15 protein-coding genes are annotated in these 18,009 nt (G+C 48.0%); 3 read left to right on the forward strand and 12 right to left on the reverse strand.

Annotation, left to right across the window (positions count from 1 at the left end):
* Positions 1–131: 131 nt before the first annotated feature.
* Positions 132–503 (forward strand): PilZ domain-containing protein, encoded by a 372-nt coding sequence (locus tag CF168_RS15485; RefSeq protein WP_164717995.1) that lies wholly within the window; start codon positions 132–134, stop codon positions 501–503.
* 83 nt (positions 504–586) lie between these two features.
* Here the strand turns inward: CF168_RS15485 and radA are convergent, their stop codons facing one another.
* Positions 587–1,951 carry a DNA repair protein RadA gene (gene radA / locus CF168_RS15490; RefSeq protein ID WP_011621836.1) on the reverse strand — a complete coding sequence of 455 codons (1,365 nt, stop codon included), beginning with the start codon at positions 1,949–1,951 and terminating at the stop codon, positions 587–589.
* Between the two features lie 102 nt (positions 1,952–2,053).
* On the opposite strand from radA, the gene CF168_RS15495 reads away from it, so the two are divergent.
* Positions 2,054–4,426, forward strand: coding sequence for a PilZ domain-containing protein (locus CF168_RS15495; protein WP_089068267.1), 2,373 nt, complete (start codon positions 2,054–2,056; stop codon positions 4,424–4,426).
* A gap of 16 nt (positions 4,427–4,442) precedes the next feature.
* Here the strand turns inward: CF168_RS15495 and CF168_RS15500 are convergent, their stop codons facing one another.
* Positions 4,443–5,444, reverse strand: coding sequence for an alpha/beta fold hydrolase (locus CF168_RS15500; RefSeq protein ID WP_089068268.1), 1,002 nt, complete (start codon positions 5,442–5,444; stop codon positions 4,443–4,445).
* An 82-nt stretch (positions 5,445–5,526) separates the two neighbouring features.
* A complete protein-coding gene (gene serB, locus CF168_RS15505; protein ID WP_089068269.1) occupies positions 5,527–6,519 on the reverse strand; it encodes a phosphoserine phosphatase SerB in 993 nt (330 codons plus the stop codon).
* Between the two features lie 79 nt (positions 6,520–6,598).
* Here serB and CF168_RS15510 point away from each other — a divergent pair, with 79 nt between their 5' ends.
* Positions 6,599–7,807, forward strand: a complete 1,209-nt coding sequence (locus CF168_RS15510) for a YtjB family periplasmic protein (protein ID WP_089068270.1) — start codon at positions 6,599–6,601, stop codon at positions 7,805–7,807.
* Between the two features lie 168 nt (positions 7,808–7,975).
* On the opposite strand, the gene deoD is transcribed toward CF168_RS15510, so the two are convergent.
* The 9 genes from deoD to prfC all read right to left on the reverse strand — a co-directional run bounded on the left by deoD (position 7,976) and on the right by prfC (position 17,921).
* Positions 7,976–8,686 carry a purine-nucleoside phosphorylase gene (gene deoD, locus CF168_RS15515; protein ID WP_011621831.1) on the reverse strand — a complete coding sequence of 237 codons (711 nt, stop codon included), beginning with the start codon at positions 8,684–8,686 and terminating at the stop codon, positions 7,976–7,978.
* A 91-nt stretch (positions 8,687–8,777) separates the two neighbouring features.
* Positions 8,778–9,992 (reverse strand): phosphopentomutase, encoded by a 1,215-nt coding sequence (locus CF168_RS15520; protein WP_055647280.1) that lies wholly within the window; start codon positions 9,990–9,992, stop codon positions 8,778–8,780.
* 9 nt (positions 9,993–10,001) lie between these two features.
* Positions 10,002–11,333, reverse strand: coding sequence for a thymidine phosphorylase (deoA, locus tag CF168_RS15525; protein ID WP_011625502.1), 1,332 nt, complete (start codon positions 11,331–11,333; stop codon positions 10,002–10,004).
* A gap of 184 nt (positions 11,334–11,517) precedes the next feature.
* On the reverse strand, positions 11,518–12,288 hold the full coding sequence (gene deoC, locus CF168_RS15530; RefSeq protein WP_011716152.1) for a deoxyribose-phosphate aldolase: 771 nt from the start codon (positions 12,286–12,288) through the stop codon (positions 11,518–11,520).
* Positions 12,289–12,702: 414 nt separating this feature from the next.
* Positions 12,703–13,542: an outer membrane protein OmpK gene (locus tag CF168_RS15535; RefSeq protein WP_089068271.1), complete on the reverse strand. Its 840-nt coding sequence runs from the start codon at positions 13,540–13,542 to the stop codon at positions 12,703–12,705.
* Positions 13,543–13,877: 335 nt separating this feature from the next.
* The gene (locus CF168_RS15540) at positions 13,878–15,137 is read right to left on the reverse strand and encodes a NupC/NupG family nucleoside CNT transporter (protein ID WP_011716150.1); all 1,260 of its coding nucleotides are present in this window, start codon (positions 15,135–15,137) and stop codon (positions 13,878–13,880) included.
* Positions 15,138–15,313: 176 nt separating this feature from the next.
* A complete protein-coding gene (locus CF168_RS15545; protein ID WP_167373711.1) occupies positions 15,314–16,078 on the reverse strand; it encodes a TatD family hydrolase in 765 nt (254 codons plus the stop codon).
* 10 nt (positions 16,079–16,088) lie between these two features.
* Positions 16,089–16,271 carry a hypothetical protein gene (locus CF168_RS22685; protein WP_308219524.1) on the reverse strand — a complete coding sequence of 61 codons (183 nt, stop codon included), beginning with the start codon at positions 16,269–16,271 and terminating at the stop codon, positions 16,089–16,091.
* A gap of 69 nt (positions 16,272–16,340) precedes the next feature.
* Positions 16,341–17,921, reverse strand: a complete 1,581-nt coding sequence (prfC, locus tag CF168_RS15555; RefSeq protein WP_037415348.1) for a peptide chain release factor 3 — start codon at positions 17,919–17,921, stop codon at positions 16,341–16,343.
* Positions 17,922–18,009 lie beyond the last annotated feature (88 nt).

Consider the following 18,009-nt stretch of genomic DNA (forward strand, 5'->3'; position numbering starts at 1 on the left):
AAAATATGCGATCTCCGTTACTTTCTCGCACAAAAAACTGCCGAACTTTTACAGTAACATCAATATGACATATGCTTAGGCATATTGATTGGGGTGAGCACTAACAAACTATGAACAATAAAGAAGTAGTGATTGATGAAAGACGAAAGTTCTCGCGGATCCTCTTTGCCGCTAGCGCATCGGTACACCAAGGCGATAAACAGTGGCAAACCACCATACTCGACCTCAGCCTAAATGGCGCACTGGTGGACGAACCTGCCGGATTTAGCCATTCAAGTGAGCCTATCACCCTCAGTTTTACCTTGCCGGGCTCGGATATTGAGCTGCAAATGGAAACCGAGTTAGTGCATCAACGCAACCAGCAACTGGGCCTGAAATGTAACTTTATCGATGTTGACAGCATCAGCCACCTCAAACGCATCGTTGAGCTGAACCTAGGCGATGCGTCGATACTGAATCGTGAATTAGCTCTATTTATCGAAAAACACAACAGCGCCGATTAAGCGAAAGCTCAGCGCGACACAGGCTTCACCGCCGATAACACCATAAAAAACAGCGCCATTAGGCGCTGTTTTTGTTTTGATCATTATATCGCTTCGAGGGCTTCGGATAATTTTGCCACGCCCACCACTTCCATGCCCGCAGGCGGCTTTTTCGGCACATTGGCACGGGGCACAATCGCCCGCTTAAAGCCATGTTTGGCGGCTTCAACGAGGCGTTCTTGACCATTGGGCACGGGGCGAATTTCCCCAGATAAACCCACTTCGCCAAATACCACTAAATCGCTCGGTAAAATATCGCCACGGAAACTCGACACCATGGCCAGCAGTAAGGTTAAGTCGGCACTGGTTTCCGTCACTTTAACCCCACCAACGACGTTCACAAACACGTCCTGATCCGACATTTGTAACCCACCATGGCGATGCATCACTGCCAGTAACATGGCTAAACGGTTTGCATCCATGCCCACAGCAACGCGGCGTGGGTTCGACATCGCCGAATTGTCCACCAGCACCTGAAGTTCTACCAACAGCGGACGCGTACCTTCCCACACCACCATCACTAAGGAGCCAGAGGATTCTTCTTCCCCCCGGGAGAGGAAAATCGCCGAAGGGTTAGCCACTTCCTTCAAACCACGCTCGGTCATGGCGAAGACGCCTAACTCGTTAATCGCCCCAAAACGGTTCTTGTGGGAGCGCAAGGTGCGATAACGGCTGTCGCTATCCCCTTCAAACATCACAGAACAATCGATACAGTGCTCGAGCACTTTAGGCCCGGCGAGGCTACCGTCTTTGGTCACATGGCCGACCATAATCACGGCAATACCGTTTTGCTTAGCAAAGCGAGTTAAATAGGAGGCCGATTCACGCACCTGCGACACGCTGCCGGGGCTCGATGCTACATCGCTCATGTGCATGACTTGAATAGAGTCGACGACGATGACTTTTGGCGATTCTTGCAGGGCGACTTCGCAGATCTGCTCCACACTGGTCTCGGATAACATCCGCAGTTTATTGGTCGGCAACCCTAAGCGATGGGCGCGCATAGCGACTTGCTGCAGGGACTCCTCACCCGTCACATAGAGCGCAGGCATTTGCTCGGCTAAATGGCACAGGGTTTGGAGCAACAGCGTACTCTTACCGGCACCAGGATGACCGCCAATCAGAATCGCGGAACCTGGCACTATACCGCCCCCGAGCACGCGGTCGAGCTCACCAAAATGGCTCACAATCCGTGGTAACGCATTGAGGTCAATTTGGTCTAAGGTTTTGACTTCGCTACTACCAGCACCGGCATAACCCGCAAACTTAGTTCCCCGTCCGGGCGAGGCTGCGCCTAAGCGCACTTCGGTTATCGTATTCCACTCCTGACAAGCACTGCACTGCCCTTGCCAGCGAGGAAAATCCTGTCCACACTCATTGCACACGTACGCGGTTTTATTCTTTGCCATAACTTATTAAAATCTGTATAAAATCAATTTAAGTAACTGTGAATACTGCCGACATTAGACTAACACAGCACGGCATAAAATCAGCATTAGAAAAGACCCTACATGAGTTTAGATAACCATAATGCACTCATAGAACAGCTCAAGCCGCTACTCATGGAACCTAATTTCCAAGAGATTTTTCAGCAGCTGACTGCCGATGAAAACAATTCGACCCGTTTTCTATTGAAAATGGAGTTGAATCGTTTGGCTTCGCCCTGCACCCGGATTATCGATCTTAGGGACAAATCTGAGTTGCCCTGCACCGAAGTCATGCTCGGCCAACAGCGCCATTTTCTCGATGAGCCCGCCAAGCATAGTCTGCAAGCGGCCATGTCTTTATACCGCAATAAGTACACCTTAGGGGTGTATGAATATGTCATCGCCGCCCATCAACAGCGGCGACAAAAACTGCGTCAGGTAACACAACAAACCGATAGCGTAGAACCCGAGCCGTTTATGGTGCCCGGCGTGGTGCTCGGCAGTTATTTTAACCGCGCCGAAGAGCGGATGAATTACAGTATCCGCATTGCGGTGTCGCAACCCGGACGGACGGAAATGCCGGGGATCACCGTCGATTTATCGGTTGGCGGTGCGCGCATTCGCTTGGCGGCGAATCATCCCTTCGACCTCGATAAGCCCCTTAAGGTCAAACTGCTCGAGCTGAGTGAAGAATATTACTACCCCGATTTACAACTCGGGGTCGATTATCAGATTGTCGATAGCCAAACCAATGGTGAATTCGTTTGGTTACGCTTGCGCCGAATTGGTGGTACCGATGCTTTAGGTGAAATGCTGGGCAACTTAATCCGTGGTTATAAACTTCGTTATAAGCTGGATGTGAATGATGTCTTAGTGACGGCGTCGGGTTTGGGGTTCGAGCGTCATTACCTACCGCACCTGCCGCATCTGCCTTTGTTTCTCAATCAGCAGTCCCAATCCATCACCCATATGCTGCTGAGCCGCGACAATCAGCAGATAGTGCATTATTTTCAGGATGAGAATGATATCAGCCAGTTGCCCGCCATGCTGACGCCGGCAAGGCTCTCTGCGCTAGTCAATCATCCCGAAAATCCCGATTACGGATTGTTTTTTAGTTTTACCTACAACGCCCAAGGCTCACTGTATTTTTACTCGGCCACCTTAGCCGAATTAAAAGCCAAGGGCATGACGTCTTTATTCCTCGGTTTTGCCTCAACGAAACCGAGCTGGCGTATTTTCAAACTCATCCCAGATAAGATTTACCATGCTAAAGGCTATCGCCGTGCGACCTTGCCGGGGGATGATGCCAAGTACAGTCCGCTGGTGGAGCAGCAATTGTCCCAGTTCAGCCATATGCTGCAACTTATAGACCTCACCAATGAGGATGAAAGGGCCAGCTACAAAGCCTGGCAGGACGATAGCAATGCCAATGCGCTCAAAGCCTTTGGCCAACAGCGCCTAACGGCACACCAAATCAAGCCAGTTTCGATGCAATTTAGTGAGCGTCGACAGGAGGCTCGTTTTGCCTTCAAAACCTTAGTCAATGTGTCACAGGGAGCCCTAAAAGCGACGGGGATAACCTTAGATATTTCAGGCCGAGGTATGCAGCTGACGCTTGATAATCCGACTGAGTTTGCCACCAACAAGCCAATAATGATCAGTTTGCCTAAGTTGCAGACCATTGCCGGTAAGACTCAGCTGGATAATTTACCCTACCGTCTAGTGCGTACCCGTAAAAATGGCGTGACGCTCCATTTAGCTGCGGTCATGGGTCATACGCCCCACGTTGGGGTGGAGTTTTTAAATAAACTGATCGCCCATAACCGTGAAAAACTCGAGCAGCTGACCGAGAACAACAGCGAGATAAAAGAGCTCGCCGATGGTTTAAAAAACATTTTATTGCGCGAGCTGCATTCGGTCCCCTATTTTGTTGAAAAAACAACAAAATCGGCACAGGTCACCTGTTTAGGGGTCAGCACAGAGCATGATGAAATCAGCGATATTTTTGCCGCAGGCTCCTCGGATACCCTGCAATATAATCTCGCGCCGCTATTAAAAGATGGATTCTTTAAACGGGATATTCTCGATCCTATCCGCCAAATGAAGCCGCAGCAGGATATGGATTTTATTGAGGTATTTATCCAATTGACCCGCCAGTCCCGCGGTCAATTCCATTTAAAATGTGTTCCCGCCACCGAGCTTGGAGATGCGCAGGCTAAAATCGCCTTTATCAACCAAAGTAAACTAGCAGGACGCTTTATGGCGCTGCGGATTTACCGTGGTGCGACCGAGAAACCGGATATGGGTTACCTGCGCCGCGAATTGGAATACATCAACATCCACGCAAACCACAGGGCGAAACAACTCGAGGAACAACTTTGGCGGATTATCGGTGTAGGTGAGCTACTCGATATCACCCAAGAGGTGGAGCTGCGCTATCCTGCTCTGCAAAAATAAACTAGGGGGCATCGCCCTAGTCTTTTAACACCGCCAATGCAAACCCGAGATACCAATCGCGGATCAGTGGAAAATGGTCACTCATCGCATCCATATGGGTCAGCATATCCGCATGACCATAGTCGTGTTTAAAGCCATTCGCCTTTGAGAGCAGAGTGTATTTCACTTGGCGAAAACCACATTCAGAGATCATATCGGCGACATCTTCGGGATGCCCAAGCACAGTATCGTTTTGCCCAGCAATAAACCACGCGACGGGCCAGTGGGCCGCCTTCGCCGCCTTACCATAATCGAAGCCATCGTCATGGTCACGCCACTCTCCACGCACCCAATCTATGCTTTGAGTTAATGAGGCGCGGCTCTCGTTATCCATGCCGACACGCAGTTTATCGGCGGCGAGATACCCCTGCCCCACGGCTAAACTCGGGGCGAGGCGATTCCAAAACACATCGACCATCAACCATTTTTTAAAGGACTTCACTCGAATCGTGCGTTTACTGCCAAAGGTTAGCAGTGAACGTACACTCTGCTGCAGTTCGGGGTAACGCGCTAAGGCGCTTGCCATCAACACGCCGCCCCAAGAATGCGCGCACCAATGCAGCTGCGATGGCGCCGACTTTCCCTGTTCCTGACAACGCTGTTGATGTATCTTCAAAATATGCTGCTGCACTAATGGCAGTTGCTCGCGGATCACCTCACCTTGCCCCAGAGTAAACCCACGCGCAATTTTGGGTAAACTCAAACCTCTACCCGCCGTATCCAACACATAAACCACAAAGCCCGCCTGAGCGAGAAAGCATCCTAAGCCTCGGCCACTCTGGCTGTAAAATACCCGGCCATTGGACATAGCACCATGCAACATCAAGATCGGAGGCTTTGAAAAATCCGCATTAGCAGGCAACAACTGGCGCAGGTGCAGCAGCCCATCTCGGTACGGAATATAGAGGGAAGTTTGTGCGGGCGTTTGCGCCGAGTGTTGGGATGAAGAGGAAGTCAAAGTCAGTCGCTGGTAGTCCATTAATAAACACTAAACTACCAGCTAAGCGTCAAAAAACAAGAGTCATTACTCTAATGTTAACGACTCGGAAACAGCGGATAAATTAATACTGCAGCAGATAAGGCAATACCCGCAGATCTAAACTGCGGATCCGCGCATCAGCCGCCGCCGCAAGTTTAGGCTTAGCATGGAAGGCAATCCCAAAGTCCGCCGCCTGCACCATAGGAATATCGTTTGCACCGTCACCGATGGCAACACGCTGGCCAGCAGGGAGCTGCCAGTCTTGGCTACAACGGTTCACCACATCGGCCTTAAACTGGGCATCGACGACTTTCCCCGTGACGGTTCCCGCAAGCTTGCCGTCCGCAATCACTAATTCATTGGCAAAGGCTGCGTCTAAATTCAGCAGCTGTTTTAAGTGACCAACGAACGGCGTAAAGCCGCCTGAAGCCACAACGAGGCGCCAATGGTGCGACTTAAGCTCGGTCAGCATGGCCTCAAGGCCCGGCATCAGTGGCAAAGTGTCACACAAGGTTTGAATAATCTTGGCATCGGCACCCTCGAGCTGGGCAACCCTTTGGCGCAAACTCTGCTCGAAATCCAGCTCGCCCTGCATCGCGCGCTCTGTGATCGCCGCCACTTGCTCGCCGACCCCTGCCATCGCGGCAAGTTCATCAATACATTCAATTTGGATCGCGGTAGAATCCATGTCCATCACCAGTAAACCGGGCTCGCTCAGTTTAGGTAATGGGCCGCGAATAAGGTGTAACTCCACCTGTGATGGACAGGTGGCTAACAGCTCGGCACTCGGCTCAACGGGAAGCGCTAATTCAACACAATGCAGCGCCACTTGACGGCGAATAGGTGCGATGGAGAGCGAGGTTAATTTAAGGCTTTTAGCTAGAGAAACAATCCAAGCCGCTAATGAGTCTTCAATGCTTAAATCTTCGTAAATCAGACGCATAGCAAATCCGTTTGGGGATGACCGCGTAGACGACTCCTGATAAGCCTCGAAACTGAGCCCCTGATATTCAAAGCGAGGTGAAGGGCTAGCAGCTAACCATACAAACAGCGCATTTTGGTTCAAGCTTTCCATAGGACTCGTGTTCTCCAACTATCGGGCTCACTCAGAATCAATTATGATTAGGCAAGCGCTCTAACTATTAAGGGTCAAAGTGTTATATCTTAAAGGGCTAAAGAAAAGCCATAAAATCAGTAGACTGCTCCAAATCGCCATCGCCCTGACCTTGATGGTCGGCTTAGTGCAATTGTGGCAGACAAGCCTACTACAAGGTCAGCTGCTTCTAAAGTCCCAAACGCAAAAGATGGCCAGATTACTGGTACAACAAACGGCCTACAGCGCGGCGCCCGCCCTACAATTGCAAAACGATGAGCAGCTCCAATGGCTGGCCAGCGCCTTAGTCGAGGATCCTAAGGTGATGTCGGCAGCCATTTTCAGCGACCAAGGTATACGCTTAGCCTTCGCCCAAAGCCTGACCAATGAAGCCTTAGATCCAGAATCCGAAGACATGAGTTTGCTCCTAAGCAAATATCCGCCCTATGTCGAACCCGTGATCCAAGATGGAAAAAATTTAGGCTATGTCGAGGTTAGACTCGATACCAAACTATTTTTTAATGAAATCAAAGAAGCGCATAACCTAAATATGGAGCAGCAGCAAATGATGCTGCTGGTTGCCGGCCTTATCGGCATGTTGTTATCCCGCGCCTTGTCCTTTAAGCGCGCCGATTTTGACCGCCGTCGCACCCGCGCCAAATTGCGTAAAAACCCTAAGAAGAATAAAGCCATAAAAGCCCCCGAAGCGGCCGAGGAAGCAAAACCATCAGATAATCAAGATACCCAGCAGGATGCCATTATCGCAAGTGACACTGAGGCAGTGCAAAAGCCAGCAGAAGCTAAAAAGGCCAAAGAAAGCAAAGAAGCACAGGCTCTCGACACTCCGCCCTTGGAGAAATCGGCCGTTAGCAAGGCGCAGAATGAAGACAGTAATCAAGCCATTGCCGAACCTAAAGCGAAGAAAGCCAAAACAAGCGCAGAAACAAAAGCTGCACTTGCGCCAGAACCAGTATCAGAGCAAGCAGCAGAGAAAGCGCTTGATGCGAAGCCAGAGCTTAAACCAGAGATAAAACCAGAGAAAGAGACAAAGGATGAGTCATCATCTGAGCCAACGCCTCAGTCTCAGTCTAAAACGGATGCCAAAGAACAGCCGACTCAAGCTTCAGTCACCGAGGCGCCAAGCTCAACGCCCGCGCCAAATAAACCTAAGGTTAAATCGGTGCGCCGAGTGAAAACCAATGCAGCGAAATCTACCACTGAAAAAGCCCCGGCTCAACCGAGCGATTTAGATACCGATTCTACGGGTTAATCGAGGCGTGCCTGCTCAAGCTGAAGCATCTTAGGTTTAGCGCCGCCTTACAAAATTATCCATCCAAGAGCCTGCAACACTGCTAAACCGATTGAACTTGAAGATAACGAGGCAATAAAAAAGGGTTCGCAGTGCGAACCCTTTTCTTATGACGAGATTAGCGACACATTACAGCGTAATTGCAGCGTCTAATGTCATCACGATCATATCGTTGAACGTGGTTTGACGCTCATCAGAAGTGGTTTTTTCGCCAGTACGGATATGGTCAGATACAGTTACCACACACAGTGCACGGGCACCGAATTCATGGGCAACACCGTATAAACCAGCGGCTTCCATCTCTACGCCTAACACGCCCATTTTTTCCATCACGTCAAACATTTGTGGATCAGGAGTGTAGAACAGATCGGCAGAGAAAACGTTACCAACACGGATCTTAGTGCCTTTCACTTTGGCAGATTCGATCACGGCATTCATCAGCTCATAGTTCGCGATAGCAGCGAAATCTTGGCCTTTGAAACGTAAACGGTTAACTTGAGAATCGGTACAAGCACCCATGCCGATGATCACATCGCGCACTTTAACGTCAGTGCTGATCGCGCCACAAGTACCCACGCGGATCAGGTTCTTAACGCCGTAGTCTTTAATTAATTCAGTTGCATAGATTGAGCATGAAGGAATACCCATGCCTGAACCCATAACAGAAATACGTTTACCTTTGTAAGTACCTGTAAAACCTAGCATGTTTCGAACGTCAGTCACTTGCTCAACATTTTCTAAGAATGTTTCAGCAATATATTTTGCACGTAATGGATCGCCTGGAAACAGAACTGTCTCAGCGAATGCGCCCTCTACAGCATTAATGTGTGGTGTTGCCATCGAAATAACCCCTGTTTATTTTATTAAGACTTAAGTCTTTGTTTACTGGCGGCCCAATGTTGGCCGCCAAATCGAGATCTTGCACGTTTACTTAGATAAACGACTCACCGTATTCCATCGGCTCAAGCTTGAAGTAGCTCGCGATAGATTGGCCGATATCGGCGAAACTGTTACGGCGACCGAGTGAACCGGCTTTTAGCCCTGCGCCATAGGCCAATACAGGCACATATTCACGGGTATGGTCAGTACCTTGCCATGTTGGATCGCAACCATGATCAGCGGTGAGGATTAACAGATCGTCCTCATCCAGCAGCGCGAGCATTTCAGGTAAACGCGAGTCGAAATACTCCAGCCCTTTCGCATAACCTGCCACATCGCGGCGGTGACCATAATGGGAGTCAAAATCAACAAAGTTAGTGAATACAATAGTATTTTCACCCGCTGATTTCACTTCGGCTAAAGTCGCATCAAATAGCGCTTCTAAACCGTTTGCCTTCACCTTTTTGGTGATGCCACAGTAAGCGTAAATATCGGCAATCTTGCCCACACTCACGACTTCACCACCGGCGGCTTTTAACTTATCTAATACTGTCTTCGCAGGCGGCTCGAGGGAGTAATCCTTACGGTTACCAGTACGAGCAAAGTCGCTTGGGCCTGTGCCATCGAATGGACGCGCAATCACGCGACCAATGTTGTAAGGCTCTAACTCTTCACGGGCGATTTCGCAAAGACGATATAAATTTTCTAAACCAAATGTGCCTTCATGGCAGGCAATCTGGAATACCGAATCCGCCGAAGTGTAAAAAATCGGCTTGCCAGAGCGCATGTGCTCTTCGCCTAATTCTTCCAGAATCGTAGTACCAGAAGCATGGCAGTTACCTAAAAAGCCATCGAGTCCTGCACGGGCGAGAATCTTATCTGTCAGCTCTTTAGGGAACGAGTTTTGGTGCTCGCTGAAATAGCCCCAGTCGAATAATACGGGCACACCCGCCATTTCCCAGTGGCCGCTCGGAGTATCTTTACCCGAACTTAACTCCTGAGCGTGGCCATAGGCACCAATCAGCTCAACATTGTCCGCAAAGCCTGGAGCAAACGCCCCCGTGCTTTCCATCGCCGCATGGGCCAAACCTAAACGCGCCAAGTTTGGCAGCGTTAACGGACCTTCACGGCCGATATCGGCTTTACCTTCGGCACACGCTTTAGCGATATGGCCAAAAGTATCAGAACCTAGATCCCCAAACTTGGCGGCATCGCCAGCGGCGCCAACACCAAAGGAATCCAACATCATTATAACTGTACGTTTCATAATTCTTCCTTAAAGATCCGCAGCTCGGATATAAGCATAGATCTCAGGTGTTTTTTCTGGAGCGACTTCATCAATACGAATCGCTTTTTTCACGGCTTCTTCCGCTTGAGCAAAAGCATCTTCGGATTGCGCGTGGATCACGGCAATCGGCGTTGAAGCATCAATCTTATCGCCAAGGGCACAGACTTGCGTCAGACCAACACTGTAGTCGAGTGCATCGCCAGGCTTGCGACGACCACCACCTAAGGTAACCACGGCTAAACCGAGTTCGCGGGTGTCCATGCTGTGGGCATAGCCTTGGGTATCCGCAAAGACAGGGCGAATAATTTGCGATTGCGGTAAGTACTTACTGTAGTTTTCGACAAAATCGACGGGGCCACCGAGGCCTGAAACCATCTTGCCAAAGATCTCGGCAGCGCGGCCGTTATCTAATACGCGGTTTAACTTGGCACGTGCATCCGCTTCATCGGTCGCGAGGCCACCAAGGAGTAACATCTCGGCGCAAAGACCCATAGTCACAGCGTACAGACGAGGATTACGGTAAGCACCGGTTAAGAAGTCGATGGCTTCTTTCACTTCAACCGCATTACCCGCACATGAGGCTAATACTTGGTTCATGTCGGTGAGTAAGGCCGTTGTTTTAGTACCTGCGCCATTGGCTACTGCTGCAATACTGCGAGCAAGTTCTTCAGAGGCTTCGTAGGTTGGCATAAATGCGCCGCTACCGACTTTGACGTCCATCGCCAATGCATCGAGACTACAAGCTAATTTCTTAGAGAGAATTGAGGCAGTAATGAGGGAGATGGATTCGACGGTCGCAGTGTTGTCACGGATGGAATAAAAACGTTTATCGGCGGGAACCAGATCGCCAGTTTGGCCGATAATCGCCACACCAACGTCTTTAACTACTTTGCGGAACAATTCACTCGAAGGTTCGGTTTGATAACCGGGAATAGCGTCGAACTTATCGAGCGTACCGCCTGTGTGTCCGAGTCCGCGACCCGAAATCATCGGCACATAACCACCGCAAGCTGCAGCCATGGGGCCGAGCATGAGACTAATCACATCACCGACACCACCTGTACTGTGTTTATCGATGACAGGGCCATTAAGACCAAGTGATTGCCAATTGAGTACAGTGCCAGAATCGCGCATTGCCGTGGTCAAAGCGATTCTTTCATCCATATTCATGTCATTAAAATACACAGCCATGCCTAATGCGGCGATCTGACCTTCCGACACTGCATTAGTGGTTATGCCCTTAACGAAGAACTGGATCTCTTCGGTGCTTAAGGCTAACCCATTGCGTTTCTTACGTATAATTTCCTGAGCTAGAAACATGATACTGCCTCCAAGCTAAATACTAATACAACATATCCGTTATTTAGCTTTGCAATGAAACATCAAAACTGTAGCAATATTACAATTACATGCTATAGAAGTTTTGATGTTTCCAACTAGATTTAGGTCACACTTAATTAGTTTCGATATACGATTTTGGTATTAATCGAGATGCAATGTTCGATTAATAGCCTTGAGTCGGCTTAGGCGCATCGGCTAATTCTAATGTGTGTAACAAGCTGTTGAGTAAGCTTGAAGCACCAAATCTAAAAGTACGTGGAGAAACCCAATCCGCACCGAGAATACGCTCAGCTACACCTAAAAACTCTGCAGCTTGAGCAGCATCACGTACGCCGCCAGCAGGCTTAAAGCCCACTTTGGTGTTCTTTTCACTGATCACAGTCAGCATGATTTCGGCCGCTTCAAGGGTCGCGTTGACAGGTACTTTACCGGTAGAGGTCTTGATAAAATCAGCACCCGCATCGATAGACAGTTCAGAGGCGCGGCGGATAAGCGCAGGATCGGCTAATACACCAGATTCGATAATCACTTTCAGTAATACATCGCCACAGGCTTCTTTACAGGCTTTGACTAACTCATAACCGACACTTTCGTTACCTTCCATCAGCGCGCGGTAAGGGAATACCACGTCAACTTCATCGGCACCATAGGCAACGGCAGCACGGGTTTCTAATACTGCAATAGCAATATCATCGTTACCGTGTGGGAAGTTGGTTACTGTCGCGATTTGAATGTCTTCTGCGCCCAGCTCATCGAGGGTTTTACGTGCGATAGGAATGAAGCGAGGATAGATACAGATGGCAGCAGTATTACCCGCTGGCGTCACGGCTTTGTGACACAGGTCGATCACTTTCTGATCGGTATCGTCATCGTTTAAGGTGGTTAAATCCATAAGTTCGATGGCGCGTTGTGCTGCTTTTTTTAAATCAGTCATAATAGCTCTCCAAAAGAAAAAACAAATAAATAGAAATCAGTCGCTTATACGCAACGCTCAGAGCTGGCATTATTTTGATTATTTTTATATGGCCGGGCCTTCAGGCGATGCCGAGTAATTTGTGTAGGGCAAATTACATTTTTATTAGGTATTCAATCTTGCCTATGCATAACACATACGCATCCTGACACTTAAATGAACTATAAGTGATCACGACTTGAATCCTTGAAGACCGGAAGAGAGGATACGAATAATGTCTTGTTCCTACTTTTCCGCGAAAAATCCGTTTTAGCGCGAGAAAAACACAAACCTTTATATAAACGCACTGCTCAAATTATAAATGGGTTTAGATAAAGATTCATGACACATAAAAGATGGAGCCGCCATCGCGGCTCCAACGGCTCTTACAAGAAATTAGAACTTGTAAGTAGCTGACAGGTAGTGAGACCAACCTGTTGATTCTAGAGCCAGTGCACCAGCACCGTCTTCTAACAGGTAAACGTCTTTGAAGCCTTTCAGGCCATAGCCCAGAGCGTAACGATCTGAGTGCCAGTATAGACCGAAGAAGATGTTACCACCGTTAGAGGTTTTTGGTACGAAAGCAGTCTTGTCTTCGTCAGCACCGAATTGGTAATCGATGTAACCTTGGAATGACAGGAAGCTCTTGTTGTCGAAGAAGTAGAAAGGCTTGAACCAGTTAGCAGAGAATTGGTAACCGTTCCACTCTTTCGCGTTCATGTCGTAGTAACCGTACAGGTTCATACCTGTTTTGCCTAACCAAGGCACGTTTACGTCAGCACCAACACCCCAGAAAGTAGAGTTAACGCCTTCACCGTTCAGACCGTCCCAGTTGAACAGAGTAGAGAAGTAAACTTCTTGGATTGGACCGAAAGATAAATCTTTACCGGTTAATGCATCGATAGAAACACGTGGAGCAAATTTCATGAACAGTTTGCTGGTGCCTGAACCAGGGTTCTTGTCACCGTCTTTGGTGTTCTCGTTTGCTAAGTTGAATACGTCAACATAACCATAGAGATCGAAAATACCAGAACGGCCGCCGAACTCCATTTCTAAGTAGTTGTGTTGGTCGCCAGAAGCTGGGTTATCAGGCTTTTCGCCGATAGAGTACATAGCGTTGAACTGCATCCACTTGTAGTCAGAACCGTGAAGGTCTGTACGGTCTGCAGCAAATGCGTTACCAGACATTGCAGCTACTGCTGTAGCAGCTAAAGCTAAAGTTTTAACGTTTTTCATCATCAACCCCATTATTTTGTTTGCTACCGTCAAGGGTAGCGTTCTTTTTGTGGCGCTCGCATTCTACCTCGATTAAAAAAAATCTCAATAATCTGGCGTAAAATCACGAACACAAAATTCTTAATTGTGAACAAAGTCGCGACTTGTTGTTTACGATTAATTAACTTAACCGTACGTCACGACTGTTAAGACAGCATCACAGCTAAAGTCTAGTTGTAATCTGGCCTATACAATCGGGAAATATTCACTACTGGAAAATGGTTGAATTAACTTAGGTCCCGCCCTGCATGGTTAGGACCCAGTTAGTGGGGAGCGTCTCCCCTACACGTCTATGCTTAGATAGCTAAGAACAGACCTGCAATTGTTGCACTCATTAAGTTAGCTAAAGAACCGGCGATAACAGCACGGATACCTAACTTAGCTAAATCGTGACGACGGTTAGGAGCCATAGCACCTAAACCACCTAGCAGAATCGCAATAGAAGACAAGTTAGCGAAACCACACAGTGCAAACGAAATAATCGCTTTGGTTCTGTCTGTCATTGCTAAACCAGTGTCAGCAACAATCATACCGCCATCAGCGATGTCTTTTAGGTATGGAGCAAAGTTCAGGTAAGCTACGAATTCGTTAACAACGATCTTCTGACCGATGAAAGAACCAGCAACCAGTGCTTCGTTCCAAGGTACACCGATTAAGAAAGCTAAAGGCATGAAGATGTAACCAAGGATCAGTTCCAGTGTTAAACCTTCAACACCGAACCAACCACCTACACCACCGATGATGCCGTTGATCATTGCGATCAAACCAACGAAGGCTAACAGCATTGCACCAACGTTTAACGCTAAGTGCATACCAGATGAAGCACCCGCAGCAGCAGCGTCTAATACGTTAGCTGGCTTATCAGGATCTTCTGGTAATTCATCCATGTCGTTTTTAGCAACTTCAGTCTCTGGGTGCATCAGTTTAGCCATTAATAGACCACCTGGTGCCGCCATGAATGACGCAGCAACTAAGTACTCAATAGGCACGCCCATTTGTGCGTAACCAGCCAGTACTGAACCTGCGATAGAAGCTAAACCACCCACCATGATCGCAAACAGTTCTGATTGAGTCATAGTTGGGATGAATGGACGAACCACTAACGGCGCTTCAGTTTGACCAACGAAGATGTTAGCAGTCGCTGACATAGATTCAGTACGGCTTGTGCCTAATGCTTTTTGCAGACCACCACCGATGATACGAATGATCCACTGCATGATGCCTAGGTAGTACAGAACGGCGATCAGAGAAGAGAAGAACACGATAACTGGCAACACGTTTACCGCGAAGATAAAGCCAAGTTTGAAGTTAGCTAAATCACCGAACAGGAAGCCGATACCGTTTTGTGCATAACCGATAACGCTAGAAACCGCGTCAGATACACTTTTCAGGATATCTTTACCGACAGGAACGTACAGTACAAAACCACCGAAGGCGGCCTGGATGGCTAATGCACCACCCACAGTACGCAAGTTAATTGCTTTTTTGTTATTCGATAGGAGGAAACCTATCGCAAGTAGGACGACCACCCCTACTAAGCTCATCAATATATTCATTAACCATCACCCTATTGTTAACACTTTTTAATTATGTTGTTAATCAACCTATTTCCGAGTCAGATTATACCCGAGAGAAAGTCGAAAATCGTCGTTTTGATCAAAATTTTGGAGTTTAATTTCAATCGCTTAGAGCAAAATGCTATTGCGACATACACCTGTTTAACCAAAAACAACTAAAGGTCAAACAGTTGCATTGCATTCGACACCAAGTGTTCTGATATTAGAACACTAGATTTTTTTTGCAAAGTTGCAATTTTGTCTATAAAAAGTACAGCATTAGCGGGTTGATTGCGTTTTTCTGTAACATTTAGCGGAGTCATGGCTGGAGAATCAGTCTCAAGCAGGAAACTTTCTAAGGGTAATTGACTGACAGTTTTGAGCAGTTTTTTCGCATTCGGATTCATCACTAAACCACCAATGCCTAGTTTAAAACCTAGCTTAGTGTATTCGAGTGCAATATCAGGACTACCAGAAAAGGCGTGTATTACGCCCGCTTTTGGGAGTTTATGGCGCTTTAAATGGAATAGCACCTCTTGATGTGCCTTTACCGCATGGACGATAACGGGCAAATTCTGCTCATAAGCAAGCGCCAACTGAGCGTCAAAAAATGCTAACTGGTTGCTCCAATTGTCAGCATAAAGTTTGTCTAACCCACACTCACCAATGGCAACAAAACGGGGACATTCTCGTAACTGAGCAACCTGTAATGTTAATTCTGTGATGGCCTTATCAACATCTCCCGGGCAAAACCAAGGGTGGATCCCTAAGGCAAAATAACACTGGTATTGCTCAGCAATGGCCAATTGTTTAGTCCAGTGTTGTGGTGAGACTCCTGGGATAATCAGATTATCGATGCCCGCATGATGCATACGCTGTATGACTTGATCGCGGTCACTATCAAACTCGACAAAATCGAGGTGCGCGTGAGTATCTAGCATCATCAATCTGTCACTCCGTTTTTGTGTCTCCATTCGATGATTGCGCTTTTATTCGACAATCAGCTTTAGTTCGAATTAGTGGCGGATCTTCTAATCTTGGCATGCAACAACGACGATTCTCGGGCGTGAGTCCCATCTTGTCACACCAACGGATATAAGCCTGCCACGCCCGAGTTATCCAACTTATCATCAATCACCCCACAAATTTTAGATACAAAAAAGGCGGTGAATCACCGCCTTTAACCCTAGAGTCACTTACCTGTTAGTGTTCGCGCGTTTTAGCGAACTCGATATCAGGGTATCTTTCCATTGAAAGATTTAAGTTAACCATAGTTGGCGCAATGTAAGTTAAGTTATCACCACCGTCGAGCGCCAAGTTTTGGCTACACTTACGGCGGAACTCTTCTAGCTTACGCTCATCTTTACAATAAACCCAGCGCGCAGTTGAAACGCTAATACCTTCGTAAATCGCCTCAACGTTGTACTCGCTCTTTAAGCGGCCTACAACCACTTCAAACTGGAGTACACCCACGGCACCGACGATCAAGTCATTGGTATCTAAGGGACGAAACACCTGCACAGCCCCTTCTTCAGATAATTGCACTAAGCCCTTAAGTAATTGTTTTTGCTTGAGCGGATCGCGCAGACGAATACGGCGGAACATTTCAGGCGCAAAGTTAGGTACACCGGTAAAGCGGAACTTTTCACCTTGAGTGAACGTATCGCCGATACGAATGGTTCCGTGGTTATGTAAACCAATAATATCACCAGGATACGCCACTTCAGCGCGCTCACGGTCGCCCGCCATAAAGGTCAACGCATCGCTGACGTTAACATCTTTGCCGATGCGCACATGGTGCATCTTCATACCTTGCTCATAGCGACCAGAGCAAACACGCATAAAGGCAACGCGGTCACGGTGTTTAGGATCCATGTTTGCTTGAATTTTAAACACAAAACCGGTGAATTTTTCTTCGTCAGGCATGATCATCCGCACATCGCTTTCACGAGGTAGCGGTTTAGGCGCCCACTCCACAATACCATCGAGGATATGATCAACACCGAAGTTACCTAATGCGGTACCGAAGAACACTGGTGTAAGCTCCCCCTTTAAGAAGGCTTGATGATCAAACTCGTTTGATGCTCCGCGAACCAGTTCCATTTCATCACGCAGATCAGCGGCATAACTGCCAATCGCTTTATCCAGATCAGGGTTATCGATACCTTCAATCACACGGCGCTCTTGAATCGTGTGTCCCAAACCGCTTTGGTATAGCACCACTTCATCGCGCAGAATATGGTAAACACCCTTAAATTCTTTACCGCTGCCAATAGGCCAAGTAATAGGCGCACAGGCGATATTAAGTACGTTCTCGACCTCATCCATCAGTTCGATAGGATCGCGAATATCACGGTCGAGTTTGTTCATAAAAGTCACGATAGGTGTATCGCGCAGACGGGTCACTTCCATCAATTTGATGGTACGATCTTCAACACCCTTTGCCGAGTCGATAACCATCAAGCAAGAGTCGACCGCCGTTAAGGTGCGGTAAGTATCTTCCGAGAAGTCTTCGTGGCCGGGGGTGTCGAGTAGGTTAACGAGCGCGCCACCATAGGGAAACTGCATGACAGACGTTGTAATCGAAATACCACGGTCTTTTTCCATTTCCATCCAGTCAGACTTAGCGTGCTGACCCGACTTTTTGCCCTTAACGGTACCCGCTTTCTGCAGCGCGTTTCCGAATAACAGCACTTTTTCGGTAATGGTGGTTTTACCCGCGTCGGGGTGCGATATAATCGCGAAGGTGCGACGTTTATCGACCTCTACTTTATTGTCTGACATTTAACCTATGCACTCGTATCGCTAAAAAAGGCGCAAATTATAGCGCCTCAGTGCGTGCTTGGCTAGGCAAAGCCCAAGATGAGCCTCA

Source organism: Shewanella bicestrii (assembly GCF_002216875.1).
In the GTDB taxonomy this organism is placed as follows: Bacteria; Pseudomonadota; Gammaproteobacteria; order Enterobacterales; family Shewanellaceae; genus Shewanella; species Shewanella seohaensis.

Excerpts from the sequence above, each read along its gene's own strand:
- prfC (WP_037415348.1), bottom strand. The coding sequence starts at position 17,921 with ATGTCAGACAATAAAGTAGAGGTCGATAAACGTCGCACCTTCGCGATT.
- CF168_RS15545 (WP_167373711.1), bottom strand. The coding sequence starts at position 16,078 with ATGCTAGATACTCACGCGCACCTCGATTTTGTCGAGTTTGATAGTGAC.
- CF168_RS15520 (WP_055647280.1), bottom strand. The coding sequence starts at position 9,992 with ATGAAACGTACAGTTATAATGATGTTGGATTCCTTTGGTGTTGGCGCC.
- deoA (WP_011625502.1), bottom strand. The coding sequence starts at position 11,333 with ATGTTTCTAGCTCAGGAAATTATACGTAAGAAACGCAATGGGTTAGCC.
- CF168_RS15540 (WP_011716150.1), bottom strand. The coding sequence starts at position 15,137 with ATGAATATATTGATGAGCTTAGTAGGGGTGGTCGTCCTACTTGCGATA.
- CF168_RS15495 (WP_089068267.1), top strand. The coding sequence starts at position 2,054 with ATGAGTTTAGATAACCATAATGCACTCATAGAACAGCTCAAGCCGCTA.
- radA (WP_011621836.1), bottom strand. The coding sequence starts at position 1,951 with ATGGCAAAGAATAAAACCGCGTACGTGTGCAATGAGTGTGGACAGGAT.
- CF168_RS15500 (WP_089068268.1), bottom strand. The coding sequence starts at position 5,444 with ATGGACTACCAGCGACTGACTTTGACTTCCTCTTCATCCCAACACTCG.
- deoD (WP_011621831.1), bottom strand. The coding sequence starts at position 8,686 with ATGGCAACACCACACATTAATGCTGTAGAGGGCGCATTCGCTGAGACA.
- serB (WP_089068269.1), bottom strand. The coding sequence starts at position 6,519 with ATGGAAAGCTTGAACCAAAATGCGCTGTTTGTATGGTTAGCTGCTAGC.
- CF168_RS15535 (WP_089068271.1), bottom strand. The coding sequence starts at position 13,542 with ATGAAAAACGTTAAAACTTTAGCTTTAGCTGCTACAGCAGTAGCTGCA.
- deoC (WP_011716152.1), bottom strand. The coding sequence starts at position 12,288 with ATGACTGATTTAAAAAAAGCAGCACAACGCGCCATCGAACTTATGGAT.